The organism is Pseudoalteromonas apostichopi (assembly GCF_030297135.1).
Classification (GTDB): Bacteria; Pseudomonadota; Gammaproteobacteria; order Enterobacterales; family Alteromonadaceae; genus Pseudoalteromonas; species Pseudoalteromonas apostichopi.
In genome coordinates, this window is the sequence record NZ_AP028065.1 from 328,027 (window position 1) to 344,806 (window position 16,780).

Annotated in this window: 17 protein-coding genes; 12 read left to right on the forward strand and 5 right to left on the reverse strand. The window is 40.9% G+C overall.

Going from position 1 to position 16,780, the window contains the following annotated elements; genetic code table 11:
* Positions 1-46: 46 nt before the first annotated feature.
* From cmoA to QUE86_RS01415, 5 genes are all read left to right on the forward strand, one after another.
* Positions 47-772 (forward strand): carboxy-S-adenosyl-L-methionine synthase CmoA, encoded by a 726-nt coding sequence (gene cmoA, locus QUE86_RS01395; RefSeq protein ID WP_063706202.1) that lies wholly within the window; start codon positions 47-49, stop codon positions 770-772.
* 27 nt (positions 773-799) lie between these two features.
* Positions 800-1,768, forward strand: a complete 969-nt coding sequence (cmoB, locus tag QUE86_RS01400; protein ID WP_130051225.1) for a tRNA 5-methoxyuridine(34)/uridine 5-oxyacetic acid(34) synthase CmoB — start codon at positions 800-802, stop codon at positions 1,766-1,768.
* A gap of 191 nt (positions 1,769-1,959) precedes the next feature.
* The gene (gene purM / locus QUE86_RS01405) at positions 1,960-3,012 is read left to right on the forward strand and encodes a phosphoribosylformylglycinamidine cyclo-ligase (RefSeq protein ID WP_130051224.1); all 1,053 of its coding nucleotides are present in this window, start codon (positions 1,960-1,962) and stop codon (positions 3,010-3,012) included.
* A complete protein-coding gene (gene purN / locus QUE86_RS01410; RefSeq protein ID WP_130051223.1) occupies positions 3,012-3,659 on the forward strand; it encodes a phosphoribosylglycinamide formyltransferase in 648 nt (215 codons plus the stop codon). The genes purM and purN overlap by 1 nt, the downstream gene beginning before the upstream one ends.
* Positions 3,604-4,404: a DUF3108 domain-containing protein gene (locus tag QUE86_RS01415; protein WP_130051222.1), complete on the forward strand. Its 801-nt coding sequence runs from the start codon at positions 3,604-3,606 to the stop codon at positions 4,402-4,404. The genes purN and QUE86_RS01415 overlap by 56 nt, the downstream gene beginning before the upstream one ends.
* Before the next feature lie 17 nt (positions 4,405-4,421).
* Here the strand turns inward: QUE86_RS01415 and QUE86_RS01420 are convergent, their stop codons facing one another.
* Positions 4,422-5,186, reverse strand: a complete 765-nt coding sequence (locus QUE86_RS01420) for a class II glutamine amidotransferase (protein ID WP_138599717.1) — start codon at positions 5,184-5,186, stop codon at positions 4,422-4,424.
* Positions 5,187-5,523: 337 nt separating this feature from the next.
* Between QUE86_RS01420 and fadE the strand changes: the two genes are divergently transcribed.
* The 4 genes from fadE (at position 5,524) to QUE86_RS01440 (ending at position 11,365) form a co-directional block, all read left to right on the forward strand.
* Entirely contained in the window at positions 5,524-7,980 is a 2,457-nt protein-coding gene (gene fadE / locus QUE86_RS01425; protein WP_130051220.1) for an acyl-CoA dehydrogenase FadE, read from the forward strand.
* A 198-nt stretch (positions 7,981-8,178) separates the two neighbouring features.
* Entirely contained in the window at positions 8,179-10,104 is a 1,926-nt protein-coding gene (locus QUE86_RS01430) for a S9 family peptidase (RefSeq protein WP_239977641.1), read from the forward strand.
* A gap of 303 nt (positions 10,105-10,407) precedes the next feature.
* The gene (locus tag QUE86_RS01435; protein WP_130051218.1) at positions 10,408-10,845 is read left to right on the forward strand and encodes a SulA-like leucine-rich domain-containing protein; all 438 of its coding nucleotides are present in this window, start codon (positions 10,408-10,410) and stop codon (positions 10,843-10,845) included.
* 40 nt (positions 10,846-10,885) lie between these two features.
* A complete protein-coding gene (locus QUE86_RS01440; protein WP_130051217.1) occupies positions 10,886-11,365 on the forward strand; it encodes a YchJ family protein in 480 nt (159 codons plus the stop codon).
* Here the strand turns inward: QUE86_RS01440 and QUE86_RS01445 are convergent.
* Both QUE86_RS01445 and QUE86_RS01450 read right to left on the reverse strand, forming a co-directional pair.
* Entirely contained in the window at positions 11,362-12,186 is an 825-nt protein-coding gene (locus QUE86_RS01445) for an alpha/beta hydrolase (RefSeq protein WP_286258760.1), read from the reverse strand. The genes QUE86_RS01440 and QUE86_RS01445 overlap by 4 nt on opposite strands.
* A 2-nt stretch (positions 12,187-12,188) precedes the next feature.
* On the reverse strand, positions 12,189-12,833 hold the full coding sequence (locus QUE86_RS01450) for an alpha/beta fold hydrolase (protein ID WP_240701309.1): 645 nt from the start codon (positions 12,831-12,833) through the stop codon (positions 12,189-12,191).
* Positions 12,834-13,195: 362 nt separating this feature from the next.
* On the opposite strand from QUE86_RS01450, the gene QUE86_RS01455 reads away from it, so the two are divergent.
* Together QUE86_RS01455 and QUE86_RS01460 are read left to right on the forward strand one after the other, a co-directional pair.
* Complete coding sequence (locus QUE86_RS01455) at positions 13,196-14,083, forward strand: LysR substrate-binding domain-containing protein (RefSeq protein WP_054551603.1); 888 nt, start codon at positions 13,196-13,198, stop codon at positions 14,081-14,083.
* 55 nt (positions 14,084-14,138) lie between these two features.
* On the forward strand, positions 14,139-14,903 hold the full coding sequence (locus tag QUE86_RS01460; RefSeq protein ID WP_286258766.1) for a YdcF family protein: 765 nt from the start codon (positions 14,139-14,141) through the stop codon (positions 14,901-14,903).
* 6 nt (positions 14,904-14,909) lie between these two features.
* On the opposite strand, the gene QUE86_RS01465 is transcribed toward QUE86_RS01460, so the two are convergent.
* Positions 14,910-15,662, reverse strand: coding sequence for a Nif3-like dinuclear metal center hexameric protein (locus tag QUE86_RS01465; protein WP_286258767.1), 753 nt, complete (start codon positions 15,660-15,662; stop codon positions 14,910-14,912).
* A gap of 150 nt (positions 15,663-15,812) precedes the next feature.
* On the opposite strand from QUE86_RS01465, the gene QUE86_RS01470 reads away from it, so the two are divergent.
* On the forward strand, positions 15,813-16,190 hold the full coding sequence (locus QUE86_RS01470; protein WP_054561783.1) for a hypothetical protein: 378 nt from the start codon (positions 15,813-15,815) through the stop codon (positions 16,188-16,190).
* Between the two features lie 30 nt (positions 16,191-16,220).
* Here QUE86_RS01470 and QUE86_RS01475 read toward each other — a convergent pair whose 3' ends face one another.
* Positions 16,221-16,697 (reverse strand): HPP family protein, encoded by a 477-nt coding sequence (locus QUE86_RS01475; RefSeq protein ID WP_130051213.1) that lies wholly within the window; start codon positions 16,695-16,697, stop codon positions 16,221-16,223.
* Positions 16,698-16,780: the final 83 nt, after the last annotated feature.

Below are 16,780 nucleotides of genomic sequence, written 5' to 3' on the forward strand. Positions count from 1 at the left end.
TAAAAATGCTAAAATAGCGGTATTATTTTTTAAAGAGACTGTTCACGTGACGCAAAAAGACAGTATTTATGCCACTGAGCAAGCGGTTAAAGACTTTAGCTTTGACCAACATGTAGTAGAAGTTTTCCCTGATATGATCCAGCGTTCGGTGCCGGGTTACGCAACCATTGTTAGCACCATAGGTAAACTGGCTGGCGAGTACGCGCAAAGTAATTCAAACCTATACGACCTAGGCTGTTCACTTGGTGCTGTAACGTTAAGTATGCGCCGTAATATTCGCACCGATAACTGTAATATTATTGCCGTCGATAACTCAGAAGCGATGGTTGAACGCTGTAAATTACATTTACAAGGTTTTCGCTCTGACGTGCCGGTCACTGTCACGCTGGGTGATATAAACGATTTAGCAATCGAGAATGCTTCTGTGGTAGCGATGAACTTTACACTACAGTTTATTCCACCTGAAAAGCGCCAAGCAGTGCTTGAAAAGATTTATGCAAATTTAAAACCTGGCGGCGTTTTGCTGCTTAGCGAAAAAATTAGAGGTGAAAATGAGCAATGCGATAATTTGCTCATTGATTTGCACCATGATTTTAAACGTCACAACGGCTATTCAGAACTGGAGATCAGCCAAAAGCGCACGGCTATCGAAAATGTCATGCGCCCTGATCATTTATCTACCCACTTAAACCGATTAAGTGAAATTGGTTTTAGCCAAACGCAAGTGTGGTATCAATGTTTTAACTTCTGCTCGATGATTGCAATCAAGTAATCATCACAACGATATAAAGAGTATTTCATGTCTCAATGGTTTAACCAATTTTACGCTGCGATTGCACAAAGCCCGCTTAGCCACTGGCTCGAAACTTTGCCTGGCCAATTAAAGCACTGGGAACTAGAAGCTAGCCACGGTGATTTACCAAAATGGCAAAAAGTGCTGAAAAACTTACCTGAGGTAAGCACAAACCATGTGAACCTTCAGGATAAAGTACAAATTGGCACCGGTGATGAGCTATCTGAAGGCCAGCAAAAACAGTTAACGCATTTATTAAAGCGCATGATGCCATGGCGTAAAGGACCATTCAGCTTACACGGTATCGAGATTGATACTGAGTGGCGCAGTGATTGGAAATGGGATCGTTTACTGCCTCATATCGAACCGTTAAAAGGCCGCACTGTGCTTGATATTGGCTGTGGCTCAGGTTATCACTTGTGGCGCATGCGCGGTGAAGGCGCTAATTTTGTAGTGGGCATTGATCCATCCGATTTGTTCTTATGCCAATTCCAAGCGATAAAGCATTATCATCAAGATGACAACGTGCACTTATTGCCGCTAGGTGTAGAAGCCCTGCCAGAGCTAAAAGCATTCGATACAGTATTTTCGATGGGTGTTTTATATCACCGTCGTTCACCTATCGACTTTTTAGCACAATTAAAAGCACAGCTTCGCCCAGGGGGTGAGTTAGTTCTTGAAACTTTGGTTGTTGAAGGTGACGAACACACAGTTTTAGTGCCAACCGACCGTTATGCGAAAATGCGTAATGTATGGTTTATCCCAAGCACCGCCGCATTAAAACTATGGATGGAGCGCGTTGGTTTTAAAGATGTGCAAGTAAAAGACTGCGCAATCACAACGCTTGAAGAACAACGCAAAACCCAGTGGATGGAAAACGAATCATTAGTCGACTTTTTAGACCCAAATGACACCAGCAAAACCATCGAAGGTTACCCAGCCCCTCTTCGCGCTATTTTAACCGCGAAAGCTTAACAAATATCAGTTACAAGGCTGAAGGGTCATTTGCTTGATACTTTAGCCTTGTAACTTGAAAGCAAAAAAAACCGGACAACTGTCCTTGTCAAGTCGGTTAAAGTGATTTTTCAACTAGCCGCGCCATTGCAATTGTTGTAAAATACGCGCGTTTCTAAGCAACCCACATGCAACTTTTTTGAGGAAAACCTGTGAGCGAACAAAAACAGTCTCTTAGCTATAAAGACGCGGGCGTAGATATCGATGCCGGTAATGCACTTGTTGAGCGTATTAAAGGCGTAGTTAAAAAAACCAGACGTCCTGAAGTAATGGGCGGTATCGGTGGTTTTGGCGCACTTTGCGAACTACCAACTGGCTATAAAGAGCCTGTACTGGTTGCTGGCACAGACGGTGTTGGTACAAAACTACGTTTAGCAATCGATCTTAAAAAGCACGACACAGTGGGTATCGACCTTGTTGCTATGTGTGTAAACGACCTTATTGTACAAGGTGCAGAGCCACTATTTTTCCTTGATTACTATGCAACTGGTAAATTAGACGTAGATACTGCGGCTGATGTTGTAACAGGTATTGGTAAAGGCTGTGAGCTTTCTGGCTGTGCATTAATCGGTGGTGAAACTGCTGAAATGCCAGGTATGTACGACGGCGAAGACTATGACATGGCTGGTTTCTGTACTGGTGTGGTAGAAAAATCAAAAATTATCGACGGTACTAAAGTTGCTGCAGGCGACCAATTAATCGCACTTGCATCAAGTGGTCCTCATTCAAACGGTTTCTCATTAATTCGTAAAGTCCTTGAAGTATCTGGCGCAGACACAAGCGCTGAACTTGAAGGCAAAGCACTTGGCGATCACCTTTTAGAGCCAACTCGCATCTACGTTAAACAATTACTTGAGCTATTCAAGCAAGTTGATGTACACGCGTTATCTCACATCACAGGTGGTGGCTTCTGGGAAAACATCCCGCGCGTACTTCCTGAGTCTGCAAAAGCAGTAATCAAAGGCGACAGCTGGGAATGGCCTGTAGTTTTCAACTGGTTACAAGAAAACGGCAACATCACAACACACGAAATGTACCGTACATTCAACTGTGGTGTAGGCATGGTATTAGTTGTTCCAGCTGACAAACTTGAGCAAAGCTTAACAATTCTTAAAGATCTTGGCGAAAATGCATGGCATATCGGTGAGATCCAAGATGCGAAAGCAGGCGAAGAGCAAGTAGAAATTTTAGGTGGTCGTGACTAATGACCCCTTGTCGTCTTGTTGTATTAATTTCTGGTAGCGGTTCTAACCTTCAAGCCATCATTGACGCGTGTGCGCGTGGTGAAATTAAGGCCGAAATCGCCGCTGTAATTAGTAATAAAGCCGACGCCTATGGCCTTGAGCGAGCAAAAAATGCAGGTATACAAACTCGTGTACTTAGCCATAAAGATTTTGACTCGCGCGAGGCCTATGATGCTGAGTTAATGGACATTATTGACAATTTTGAACCAAATCTAGTTGTATTAGCTGGTTTTATGCGTATTCTTACTCCTAGCTTAGTGCAAAAATTTAAGGGAAAAATGTTGAACATTCACCCTTCTTTGTTGCCTAAGTACCAAGGGCTGAATACCCACCAACGAGCGATAGATGCAAAAGATGACGTTCATGGTGTTAGTGTTCACTTTGTCACAGAAGAGCTAGACGGCGGTCCCGTTGTTCTTCAAGCCAAAGTTCCGGTACTCGAAAGCGATACCGCAGAGACACTCGCACAACGTGTTCATCAGCAAGAACATATAATCTATCCATTGGTGGTCAAGTGGTTCAGTGAACAACGACTCAAGATGGAAGCAGATTATGCAGTTTTTGACGAAAAGAAACTTCCTGCACACGGCGCGCACTACCCAGAATAAAAATCTAAGTGCCCTACTTGCTTGTGTGGGCACTTTATTACTTCCTACCAGTGTTTTAGCTGGCGACCTCACTCAATACCAAGCAGAATACGATGTACTTCGTAAAGGCGAAACCCATGGTAAAGCAGTCCGCGAGCTTAAAAGAGCCGCAGACGGTAATTACGTGATCACTTATCACAGTGAAATCGAATGGATGATTTTTTCGGACTCACGAAAAGAAACATCAATGTTTACTTATCATGATCACAAAATCTCTCCAGTAAGTTACACTATGGAGCGCTCGGGAACAGGGCCTGATAAAGAATACAGCTTAAAATTTGATTCAACTCAAAAGCAAGTGCAAAGCAATCAAAGTAAATACCCACTTAAAATTGATTGGTCTGATGATTTTCAAGATTCACTGTCTTATCAAGTACAAGTTCGCGAAGAACTAAAACAAGGCAAAACGCAATTATCGTATCCATTGATTGATAAAAAAGGTAATCTGCGAAATTACGACTTTGAAGTTGTGGGCACAGAAATGATTTCGCTGCCAATTGGTAATGTAGAAGCCATTAAAGTAAAACGTTTATACGATAACGATAAGCGTCAAGCGCTAGCTTGGTTTGCTCCTGAAATGGACTACATGTTAGTTCGTATGTGGAAAGGTGAAAAAGGGGTAGAACAATTTGAAGTGCAACTTAATTCATTCACTGTGACCACGCCAGTCTCGTTAACAAATGAAGAAAGTAAAGAAGCGCCCTAATAGCGCTTCATTCTTTTTTAGATTTTTTCGCCCATTTTAAACAGTGCAAACTCACCCGGTTCCATTTTTTGCCAGCGCTCGTCATTGGTGAGTGGTCTTGTCGCAATGACAGTAACCACATCATTCGGTGTGGTTTCTTTTTGAAAATCGACCACCATATCAGCATCAATTAATGTTGCTTTACCAAACGGTGCTCGACGAGTGATCCAATGTAAGTTATTGGTACAATAAGCTAAAACATAAACACCATCGGTAAGTAGCATGTTAAATACGCCTTTTTCACGCAGTGTGTGAGCAAGCTTAGCAGCATAACGAAATACAGATGCCATATTTGATGGGCGCTTAGGGTATTTTTCGCGAATTTTATCGAGCAACCAACAAAACGCTAGCTCACTGTCGGTATTACCCACTGGCCGATAATAATCTGGCTTTAAATCATGATAATTCGATAATTGCCCGTTGTGAGCATAGGTAATTTCGCGTCCCCACAACTCTCGGGTAAATGGATGAGTGTTTTCAAGACATACACGGCCACGATTACCTTGGCGAATATGACTTATCACCGAAATACTTTTTATTGGATACGCTTTAACGAGTTTAGCAATTTCTGATTGGCAACTTGGCTCTGGATCTTTAAATGTACGACAGCCTTTACCTTCATAAAAGGTGATGCCCCAGCCATCTTTATGTGGGCCAGTATTACCACCCCGCTCTAATAATCCTGAAAAACTGAAACAAATATCCGTTGGTACATTGGCCGACATGCCAAGCAACTCACACATAGAACTCTTAACCTATAAAACTAATCGAAGGAAAGGCATGATGGGCTGATCCCTGCCTGCGCTCATTGTTAAACATAGCGCTAAAGATGGCAACTGCTATGCTGAGATTTTCAGAACTATCTGAGCAATTCACAACTAATAGCTGTTTTAGCGGCGATGATTATCAGTAATTACTCAACAATTTCTAATTTGCTGTAAATCTTTTTGCACTGATAGTCATTTTTAAATGAATAAAACTCACTGAACAGACTGTTTTAATCTCTGTTCTGCTCTTGATAATTCGCTTTTCTAGCGCTACTCTAAAAGAGGTGGTCTGACCTCTATTAAGGAATAATCAATGACTCTCATATTTTTACTTGGTTTACTCGTGCTGCTTAGTATTGCGAGTTACCACAGAGCAAGCTGGAATACCTGCTTAGGTATTACCATTGCGACTTTACTTGTTGGCACATTTGCTGGCGCGTTTGGCGCAATTAGTTGGCTACTATTCTTACTTATCGCTGTGCCACTTTCTGTGACTGGCGTTCGTCAACAATACATCATTAAACCTATTTTTGCTGCTTTCAAAAAAGTAACACCGACTATGTCGGATACTGAAAAATCAGCAATCGATGCCGGTACTACGTGGTGGGAAGCGGATCTGTTTTGTGGTCGTCCTGACTGGAACAAATTACACCAATACCCAGCTCCTAAACTGACTATCGAAGAACAAGCATTTATTGATGGTCCTGTTGAAGAAGTGTGTAGTATGCTAGATGACTGGCACGCAACTCACGAACTAACTGATTTACCGCAAGATGTTTGGCAATATCTAAAAGATAATAAGTTCTTTGCCATGATCATCAAAAAAGAATACGGCGGTTTAGAGTTTTCTGCCTATGCACAATCATGTGTACTGCAAAAACTAACAAGTAAATCAACGTTGCTATCTTCTATCGTAGGTGTACCTAACTCATTAGGTCCGGGCGAATTACTTCAGCACTATGGTACTAAAGAGCAAAAAGATCATTACTTACCACGCTTAGCGAGTGGTCAAGAAATTCCATGTTTTGCGCTAACCTCACCAGAAGCAGGTTCTGACGCAAGTGCAATTCCTGATTACGGTGTTGTTTGTAAAGGTCAATGGAACGGTGAAGAAGTTGTTGGTATCAGCCTAACATGGAACAAGCGTTATATTACTCTTGCTCCTGTTGCAACTGTACTTGGCCTTGCATTTAAATTGCAAGATCCTGACGGTTTACTAGGTGATGACAAAGAACCTGGTATTACCTGTGCGCTGATCCCAACAGATACTCCGGGAGTAGAAATTGGCCGTCGTCACTTCCCGCTAAACGTACCATTCCAAAATGGTCCTACTCGCGGTAAAGATATCTTTGTACCACTTGATTACATCATTGGTGGCCCGAAAATGGCAGGTCAAGGCTGGCGTATGCTTGTTGAATGTTTATCTGTTGGTCGTGCAATCACATTGCCGTCTAACTCTACAGGTGGCATAAAAACAATCGCGCTTGCAACAGGCTCTTACAGCCGTATTCGTCGTCAATTCCGTTTACCAATTGGTCAAATGGAAGGTGTTGAAGAATCAATGGCAAAACTTGCAGGTTACGCATATAGCTCTGATGCTGCAGTTAGTATGTCTACAGGGGCTGTTGACCTTGGTGAAAAACCATCGGTTGTATCTGCAATTATTAAATACCACTTAACTGAGCAAATGCGTGAAGCGACTATTCACGGCATGGATGTTCACGGTGGTAAAGGCATCATGCTTGGTCCAAACAACTATTTAGGTCGTGGCTACCAAGGTGCGCCAATTGCGATTACCGTTGAAGGTGCAAATATCTTAACACGTAACATGATCATCTATGGTCAAGGTGCAATTCGTTGTCATCCATTTGTGTTAACTGAGCTAGGTGCTTGTGCAATTGAAGACCGCGAAGAAGCCCTTGCAGTATTCGATAAAGCGTTAATGGGTCACGTTGGCTTTACTATTTCGAACCTTGTTCGCACTAAGTGGTTAGCATTTACAAATGCACGTTTTACGAGTACGCCGTACAAAGATGAAACCGCTGAGTTTTATCGTGTTGCGTCACGTTTCAGTGCATCGTTAGCATTAATGTCAGATATCAGCATGGCGGTATTTGGTGGTTCATTAAAACGTAAAGAGCGTATCTCTGCACGTTTAGGTGACTTACTAAGCTACTTATACCTTGTATCTGCAACACTTAAACGTTACAACGACGAAGGCCGTAAAAAAGAAGATTTTGCGCTTGTTCAATGGAGCTGCCAAGATCACCTTTACCACTGCCAACGTGCACTAGCTGACTTAATTAACAACATGCCATCTGCCCCACTTCGTGCGATGCTAAAAATCATGTTATTCCCATTCGGTCGTCCAGTTCGTAAGCCTACAGATAAGCTTGAGCACAAACTTGCTCACTTATTACAAGTACCAAGCGAAACTCGTAACCGTTTAGCTAACTACATTTACCTTAAAAACGAGCCGCTTAACCTTGTGGGTCGTCAGGAGCAAACGCTTAAAGACATTCTTGAAGTTGAGCCTTTGTTTGACAAGGTATGCCGTGAAAAAGGCGTGAAACTGCCTTTCTTCCAGCTTGATAAAGTAGCGCAAATGGGCCTTGAAGCAGGTATTTTAAGCCAAGCTGAAGCCGACAAATTAGCTGCTGTTGAGAAAGCCCGTCTTGATGTTATTAACGTTGACGACTTTGACCCAGCGGACTTAGTTGCCGGTAAGGTAGCCCGCGGCGAGAGCGATAAAAAAGCAGACGCCGCTTAAGCTAGCAAAACAATTCCAATTGTTATGAAAAACCAAACCAGCGCAAATTGCGCTGGTTTTTTCGTTTAAAAACTCTCTAGCACACTCATGTACCTATTCATTTACATGATTTGTAACAAATATCGAACGGGTAAAACTTGCGTTTAGATTATGAACAGGCAACACTTTATAACGAAAAATTAACAAGGAATAATTACAATGAAACCGAGTTTTCAAATAGCAGCCGTTGCATGTGCACTTAGCCTTGCACTTGCAGGATGTTCACAATCAACCCCATCAACTAGCATCACCGAAAGCGTGCAACAAAGCCAAACTGTTAAACAGTATGATGCTGAAACTTTTTTTGATACAACCTCAATTATGGGCAGCAGCTTTTCACCTAAAGGCGATAAAATACTCGTTAGCAGTGACGAAAGCGGCATTTATAGCCTGTATGAAGTAGATATAAAAACCGCCAAAAAAACCCGCTTAACAGACTTTGAAGACAGTACTTATGCAGTGGCTTATTTCCCTCAAGATGAGCGCGTATTATTTACTAAAGACTCAGGCGGTAACGAGCGTTATCACATCTATGTTCGCGAAACAGATGGCACAGTGAAAGACCTCACCCCTGGTGAAGAAACCCGAGCAGGGTTTGCTGGCTTCACCGAAGACGGTAAACAGTTTTTTATAACCAGCAATCAGCGTGATGCTAAGTTTATGGACCTATATCGTGTTGATGCTAACAGCTATGAAGTAACACCTGTTTATCAAAATACCATGGGCCTTGATGTCGGCGCAATCAGCCCTGATGGCCGTTTTATTGCTTTATCGAAAAACAATTCGAACAAAGACAGCGATGTATTCATACTTGATACTCGTAAAAAAACTCTGAAACCAGAGCTCATTACCCGCCATGACGGCGACGCTAAATACGGCCCTGAAACATTTTCAAGAGACAGTAAATCATTGTACTACTCAACTGATGCTAAGGGTGAGTTTGCAGAAGTATGGCGTTATGATTTAACTACCGGTGAGCACAGCCCTGCCCTCAAAGATGAGTGGGATGTAAGCTTTATTTACTTCTCTAAATCTGGCCGTTACCAAGTAAGCGGTGTTAATGCTGATGCAAGCACTAAGGTGTCGATAATCGATACCACCACAGGTAAAGGTATTGCCATGCCATCACTGCCTGCTGGTAACTTACGCGGTGTAAATTTTTCAGCTGATGAAAAAACCATGGCGTTTTACCTAAATTCAGACACCTCTCCAAGCAACCTATTTGTATGGCAAGTCGGTGAGTCGAAAGCTAAACAATTAACCAATACATTAAGTGATGCAATTGATCAAAGTGACTTGGTTGAAAGCACCATCGTGCGCTTTAAAAGCTTTGATGGTTTAGAAATTCCGGGAGTTTTATACAAGCCTAAGCAAGCCAACAGCAACAACAAAGTACCTGCTTTAGTATGGGTGCATGGCGGCCCTGGTGGACAAAGCCGCACTGGATATAGTGCTATGCAGCAACATCTAGTAAATCATGGTTATGCCATTTTTGCAGTCAATAACCGAGGTAGCTCAGGTTACGGTAAAACCTTCTTCCATTTAGATGACAAAAAGCATGGCACTGACGATTTACAAGATATCGTTTACGGTAAAAAACACCTGCAAAGCCTAGATTGGGTCGATGCTGATAAAATTGGCATCATAGGGGGCAGCTATGGTGGTTTTATGACTGCTGCTGCACTTGCATTCGAACCTGAAGAGTTTAAAGTCGGCATTAATATTTTTGGTGTAACGAATTGGGTTAGAACCTTAAACTCGATTCCACCATGGTGGGAAAGCTTTAAAAAGGCGCTGTATGACGAAATGGGCGACCCCGCGACAGATGGTGAACGTCACCGTGCAATTTCGCCACTATTTCATGCTAAAAACATCACTAAGCCTTTAATGGTGATTCAAGGTGCTAACGACCCTCGCGTTTTACAAGTTGAAAGCGATGAGCTCGTTGCCGCTGTAAAAGCAAATGGTGTGCCTGTCGAATATGTATTATTCGATGATGAAGGCCATGGGTTTACTAAAAAGGAAAACCGTATAAAAGCCTCAAACGCATATCTTGAGTTTTTAAATACCTACTTAGATAAATAGCAGAATTACAAAGATTAAGAGCCGGTTTCTATACCGGCTTTTTTATGCAAAATACCTGTATAGAAGCAAAACTTAGCTATTTAGACAGTACTGTATAAAACACTGTATAGCTTTAGCGGTAAATTTCTCACCTTTTTCAACCTTCAAAACAAAACCATAACCAACTGTTTAATAACAACTAAATTATTTTAAATAAAATAAAACTGAATTATTGGTTAAAAAATAGCAAAAAAGTACTTGCGCAAAAATACTGTATAAACTACTGTATACACATACTGTATAAACAACCAGTGAGTGAAAGTTATGTTACAGCCAATTACCTTAAGAACAGTTAAAAGCTACCAACAAGATAACGACAAAGCGTCTGTTAACTTAATTCAAATTGAAGATGAAATATCAGCAACCTTTGAACTATTAAAGGTATTGCATCATTACAATAGCCAAAATGCATGGACCCTATTAATTGCTCCTGATCATGTTCCTAGTAAAGCGTTATTAGATTCGTGTTCGATTGATACCAGCAAACTGCTTGTAATAAGACAAAAGCATTTAGTTAACCTTGAGTATGTACTTAGCTCAGCATTACATAACGGTAATTTTGCTGCTGTAATCACATGGACAGATATTGTAAGCAATCATCAACTTGATTCGATGAACTTAAACCTTGAGCAGGCATCTGCTAAGTTTTATTGTTTTACAAAAAGCGCCCAATTAAACAATTTAGTACCGCAGCCACAATAGGCTTGTTAAAATAACAATTTATAGTTTTAGGTAAGTTGTTATGACATCACTCACACACTCCCTTTGTCCTTGTGGCAGCGAATTGACTTACGAGCTTTGCTGCCAACCTTTTCATACAGGTGCAAGCCAAGCTGATAACCCAGAGCAACTTATGCGTTCTCGTTTTAGTGCCTACGCGCTAAAAGATGCTAAATATGTATTTAGTACCTATGCACAAAGCCAGCAAGCCGCTAACCCGGTTCGCGAAATCAAAGATTTTGCTAATAGCTGCCGTTTTACCAAACTCAGTGTTTTAGATACTGAACATAATGATCAAGAAGGTTTTGTAGAATTTAAAGCAAATTACTTTTACCAAAACTTGTATTGTGAGTTACACGAAAAATCGCGTTTTATTAAAGAAGATGGCCTATGGCGTTACCTAGATGGTGATATAACGCCAGTTGCAGATATTAAAATTGGCCGTAATGATGAATGCCCTTGTGGTAGCGGCAAAAAATATAAAAAGTGTCACGCTCTTTAGTTATCATTAACCTGGTAAATCCAGTCTAAGGCTTGGGTAATCGTTGTTGGGAATGCTGTTGCATGGCGTGCCTGAGGGATAACAAATAAATTTGTTGTAACCAGCGCGCCGCTTTGTTTATTAATTTTAGCTGCTAATTGCCTTGCGCCCGAAACCATTTGTTCACCTTCACTTTCTTCAAGTTCTCCGATACCAATATACACTTTAGTTGTTTTGCTCGTGGGCACCACAGGTAAAGCTAAAAGGTCATGCTGCTTAAACCACACTGAAGGGCTACCTATGACATAACTAGAAAAAAGCGTAGGCTCAGTAAACAAGGTATAGGCTGCAAATAAACCACCAAGCGAGTTACCGACCAAGGTGTTTTTTTGGCTTGTTCTGTAGTGAGCATCAATATAGGGCAATACGGATTGTTTTAAATAATTGAGGTAGTTTCTTGCTCCCCCAGTCTGTCGCTGCCAATTTTTATCTTCAAATGGGGTGTAGTCATAAATACGGCTATTAAGCCCAGACATGCCTTTTTGGTATCCTATAGCAACGATAATCACCTCTTCAATGGACCCCGAATTCATCATAAAGCGACTAGCACCAGAGGCAATTGGCAAACTATAATTTGCATCTAATAGATACACCACAGGGTAGCGTTTATGACTTTGCTTTTGGTAGCTAGGTGGCAGTTTAATAGTGATTGGGTATTCGTTGTCTGAATGTTTATCTTTAAGCAAAACTGTATCAGTGCGCGGCAACGTAAACGGCTCAGCATCGCTTGAAAAGCTTATTCCGAAAACACTAATCGCTAAAAATAACAATATATAAGGCATAGTTAATCCTTTAGCCACTTCTTAATAGGTAACACCCATTCATCTTTTGGCTTATAAAATGCGCCATGTGAAAGCCCTGTATTGATGCTTATTTCTTCGAACTTGGTTACCTCATTCCTATCAATTAAAAATTGGCAAGAGCCAACCTGATCTGAACGTTCAAAGATAGAGTAAACCTTGCCGTAAGCTTTAACTGATGGGAGCTTTTTAATTAAACCAGCACAACCAGCTAAAATAATTAAGTTGATATTTGTACGTTTAAGTTCATTGGCTGCCATTATCGACAATGCCCCACCCCTTGAAAAACCAACCAAACTGATGTTTGATTCAGCAACACCGGCAGTTATTAATGCTTCAACGTCTGCCGCAAGCTTTTTCGCAAACACAAAAGGTTCAGTGCCTTTTGGTCTATGGTAAGCAATTAAATGATAGCTCTCATCTGCAAGCGCTTCTTTTACGGCAACAAAATCATAAATCCCAAAGGTTTTGTGAACAGGCTTAGGGTTATGCCCTTCTACAATAAAACCATGTGAATAAAAAACATAGTGACCATGTGGGTCAATTTCTGTCGGAAACTGGCTGTTAATAGTGCCAGCAAAAGCAGGCATAACCCAACAAGCACAGAGTAAAAATACAGTACGCAACACAGACATCCCTATGAAAAATAAAACTACCATTGTTTTAGATAATAACATTATAAAAAATAATACCTTAGCGAACAGCTCTACCCTACTACTATTAATTGAAAATAAATATCAAGTTAGTTCTCGCAAGCTATAACACTGTTAAAATAGCAAGTTTCAACTTGAGGTAAATTCATATAATTTCATAACTAAAATACAAACAATTACATGACAACGCTGTCATTTTTTTACAGAAAGGCGTATTGTAAAAAAGCGGTTAAATTAATCGCCAACTTTAGACGTCTAGACGTTGAAAAAAAGAATTCTAAGGCGTAGTATGTTCGTAATCTGAGTCAGACTCACATTTTTCATGAGATTTTTTAAAGATGATTGATATAAAACACTTAAAAACCATAGCGACCCTTAAAGAAACAGGCTCTTTGGTCAATACAGCGCGTGAGTTATTTCTAACTCAATCGGCTTTATCGCATCAAATTAAAGATCTTGAGAATAAGTTAGATTGCCAACTGTTTGAACGTAAGACACAGCCTGTGCGCTTCACACCACAAGGTATGTTACTTCTGGAGCTTGCTAACGAGGTATTACCTCGAGTTGAAGCAACGAAATGTCGCTTAAAGGAAAGCCTGAATCAGCCAATATCAAATTTACGTTTAAGTGTTGAGTGTCATGCCTGCTTTCATTGGTTGCTACCAACCATAAAAGAATTTAATAACTTTTGGCCTGATATTAAAATTGATTACGAGCGCGGCTTTAGTTACGACGCTATCCCAGATTTAATTAATGATGAATTAGATCTAGTGCTGACTTCTGATATTCGTGAACCCGATCAGCTTGAATATGCTCACCTGTTTGATTTTAAATTAAAACTAATCGTTGCACCGGATCATGAATTGGCAAAAAAAGCCTATGTCACGGCCCTTGATTTAAAGAACGAAACAATTATTTCTTACCCTATTCCGCGTGAGCGCCAAGATATCTTTAAACATTTCATTCAAAATGCACGATTTGATGGCACCCTTAAAACTGTTGACCAAGGCTTATTGATTTTCCAATTAGTGAGCGCAGGTATGGGAGTTGCTGCATTACCAGATTGGCTAGTCACCCCTTATGAAAGCCAAGGGCTTATTAAGTCTATTCCGTTAGGTGCATTAGGTCTTACACGCCCTATGTATTTAGCGATGAAAAAAAATATGAAAGATAACCCTGTTTATCGCCACTTTTTAAATACGTGTAAGCAAAATAACGGTCGCTAAAGCAAGGCAAAATAACTAACATAGCATTATCTGTCACAGACAATAGCATTGATATATGTTTGAAATTAAAAAGATCATTGGCTCATTATTAATGCCCCTGCCGTTGTTGGGGCTGCTTACTTTAGTGATGGTATTTTTAGCCATTACACATAAACGCAAAGCACTCTATTTTGGCTTTGTTAGCATTTTAACTTTAATGCTGATAAGCACGCCATTTATTGGCCAGTCATTGATAGCTACAAGCAATAACCCTGCATGGCAATTTAACCAAGCAAAACATCCTAAACTTGATAATATTGTGGTACTTGGCTGCTCAATAATGCCCAACTCGCGCCTTCAAGCAAACCACCAGTTAGGCGATTGTGCGCTTGCTCGCTTACTTGAAGGTGTTAAGCTTGCTCACCACTACCCAAATGCCATCCTCTATGTATCAGGGGGCGGTTTTGCTAATACCACCAATAGTCAACTCATGTTTGAAACAGCAAAAGCGTTAGGTATTTCTGCAACGAGAATTAAACAAAATCCCCTCGCTATGGATACCGCAGAAGAAGCGAAACGACTTGCCAAATATTTAGTCGATAGAAAAACAGCGCTTGTCACCTCAGCAAGCCATATGCCGCGAGCGAAAGACTTATTTAATGCACAAGGTGTTAATGTGATCCCAGCGGCAACCGACTTTCAAGATTTTAGTCAGTATCCAACATATAAGCAGTTTATACCTGATGACGATGTACTTGTTGCAGTGACCAGAGTTGCTCATGAGAAAATTGGCAGTGCATGGGTGAGTGTGCGCCGCTGGATTGATCCAGAGGCGCTATAGACTTAATCAGACTGGATTGTCTACATCGATAAACGTTACATTAAAACCATGCTGCTCAGCTAAAAGTTCGCCTAAGGCTTTAATGCCATAACGCTCAGTAGCATGGTGTCCTGCTGCAAAAAAGTCGATGCCTTGCTCACGTGAACTATGAATAGTCTGCTCAGAGGCTTCACCAGTAAGATAAGCATCAATACCTTGAGCAGCCGCTAAATCAATATACCCTTGTCCACCTCCTGTACACCAAGCGATGGTTTCGATTTTCTGTTCTCTAACCAAGCTAGTTAATGGTGCACGGTTAAGTACTTGAGTAATTTTATCGGAAAACTCTTCACCGCTTAACGGTGTTTTTAAACGTCCCTTTACTGGCACACTATTTGGACCTGATTCAAGCCCGCCTGTGAACTCAATATCGAGTAACTTTGCCAATTGTGCGTTATTACCAATGTCGGGGTGAATATCTAGCGGTAAATGATAGCCATATAAATTAATATCATTTTTTAAAAGTGCCGCTATACGGCGCTTTTTCATGCCCGTGATTGGCTGTGACTCCCCTTTCCAGAAATAACCATGGTGTACCAAAATAGTATCTGCATTTTGTGTAATAGCAGCATCAATCAATGCTTGACTTGCTGTGACACCCGTCACTATTTTTTTTACTTCGCTCGCACCTTCAACTTGTAAGCCATTTGGGCAAAAGTCAGCGATAGAATCAGGTTTAAGAATGTCGTTTAATAATTGAGTAAATTGTTTGCGTTGCATATAAAAATCGTCCTTCAACCCTCTATTTTGTGCAAATTTTGGCGTTTATGAGTGAAAAATGGAAGGAAAATCGCAAAAAATTGAAAAGTAAGCTGAAAATAGGTATAAATATATATTCTTAATCTGTGTTTACAACGTATAGGGTCTCTGATGAGCAAACTAGACAAAACAGAAGTGTTAAATGCCTTCGAAGCAGCATACGAAGCAGCGAATGGTAAGAAACCTGAAATCACAACAAAACCTGGTTGGTATAGCATCGACGGTGGCAAAAATATGCGCCTTGCTGATGTTGCAGCGCTGACTGAAGAGCTCACTTCTGGTAAAACAGCTGAGCCTAAAGCAGAAGAAGCACCAAAAGCACCAGCGAAAAAAACCAAAACTAAAACCGCTGCGCCGGCTAAAACAGCTAAGAAAGCATCGTTCACTGTTGTTACAGCAAACGATGATGGTTACAAAGCTGAAGAGCTTTGGATTGTTAACCTAGCTGAAAAAGACCACGATTGTCGTTTACCGCGTGGTGTTGTGTAATTTAATTACACTTAAAAATTTTAAAAACCGCTACTCGTTAGCGGTTTTTTTATGCCCATTCAACTGAATATTTAATAGCCATTGACTTAAGTAACCAAATAACACAATAAACACAGTTCCAATCAGTACGGGCATCACTAAAAAATCCCAACTTTGTAAAGATTGCATAATCAAAATTGGGTTAGCGCCTGCTGCGGGATGAATTGTATCTGTCAACATCATCAGGCTAATTGCCAACCCTGTGGCTAAAGCAATTTCAACAGGCCCTACTCCAACATAATTTACAAATACAACGCCGATTAAAGCAGTCAAAATGTGCCCGCCGATGACATTCTTCGCTTTCGCTAAAGGACTGTGCGGTACACCAAACACCAGCACCGCAGTTGCACCAAATGGCGCCATCAACCAAACACCATAATTTCCTAATTGCTGCAAATACGCTAAAACAAAAATTGCCATACAAGCAAATATGCCAGCAATAGCAGCTTTACGAAATTTATTTTCCATAACACCTCCAAAAGTAGACCGAGTTGTCTACCTCGCAAATGGTAGACAACTCGGTCTACTTCTGTCAAGCTATCATTAGTCAC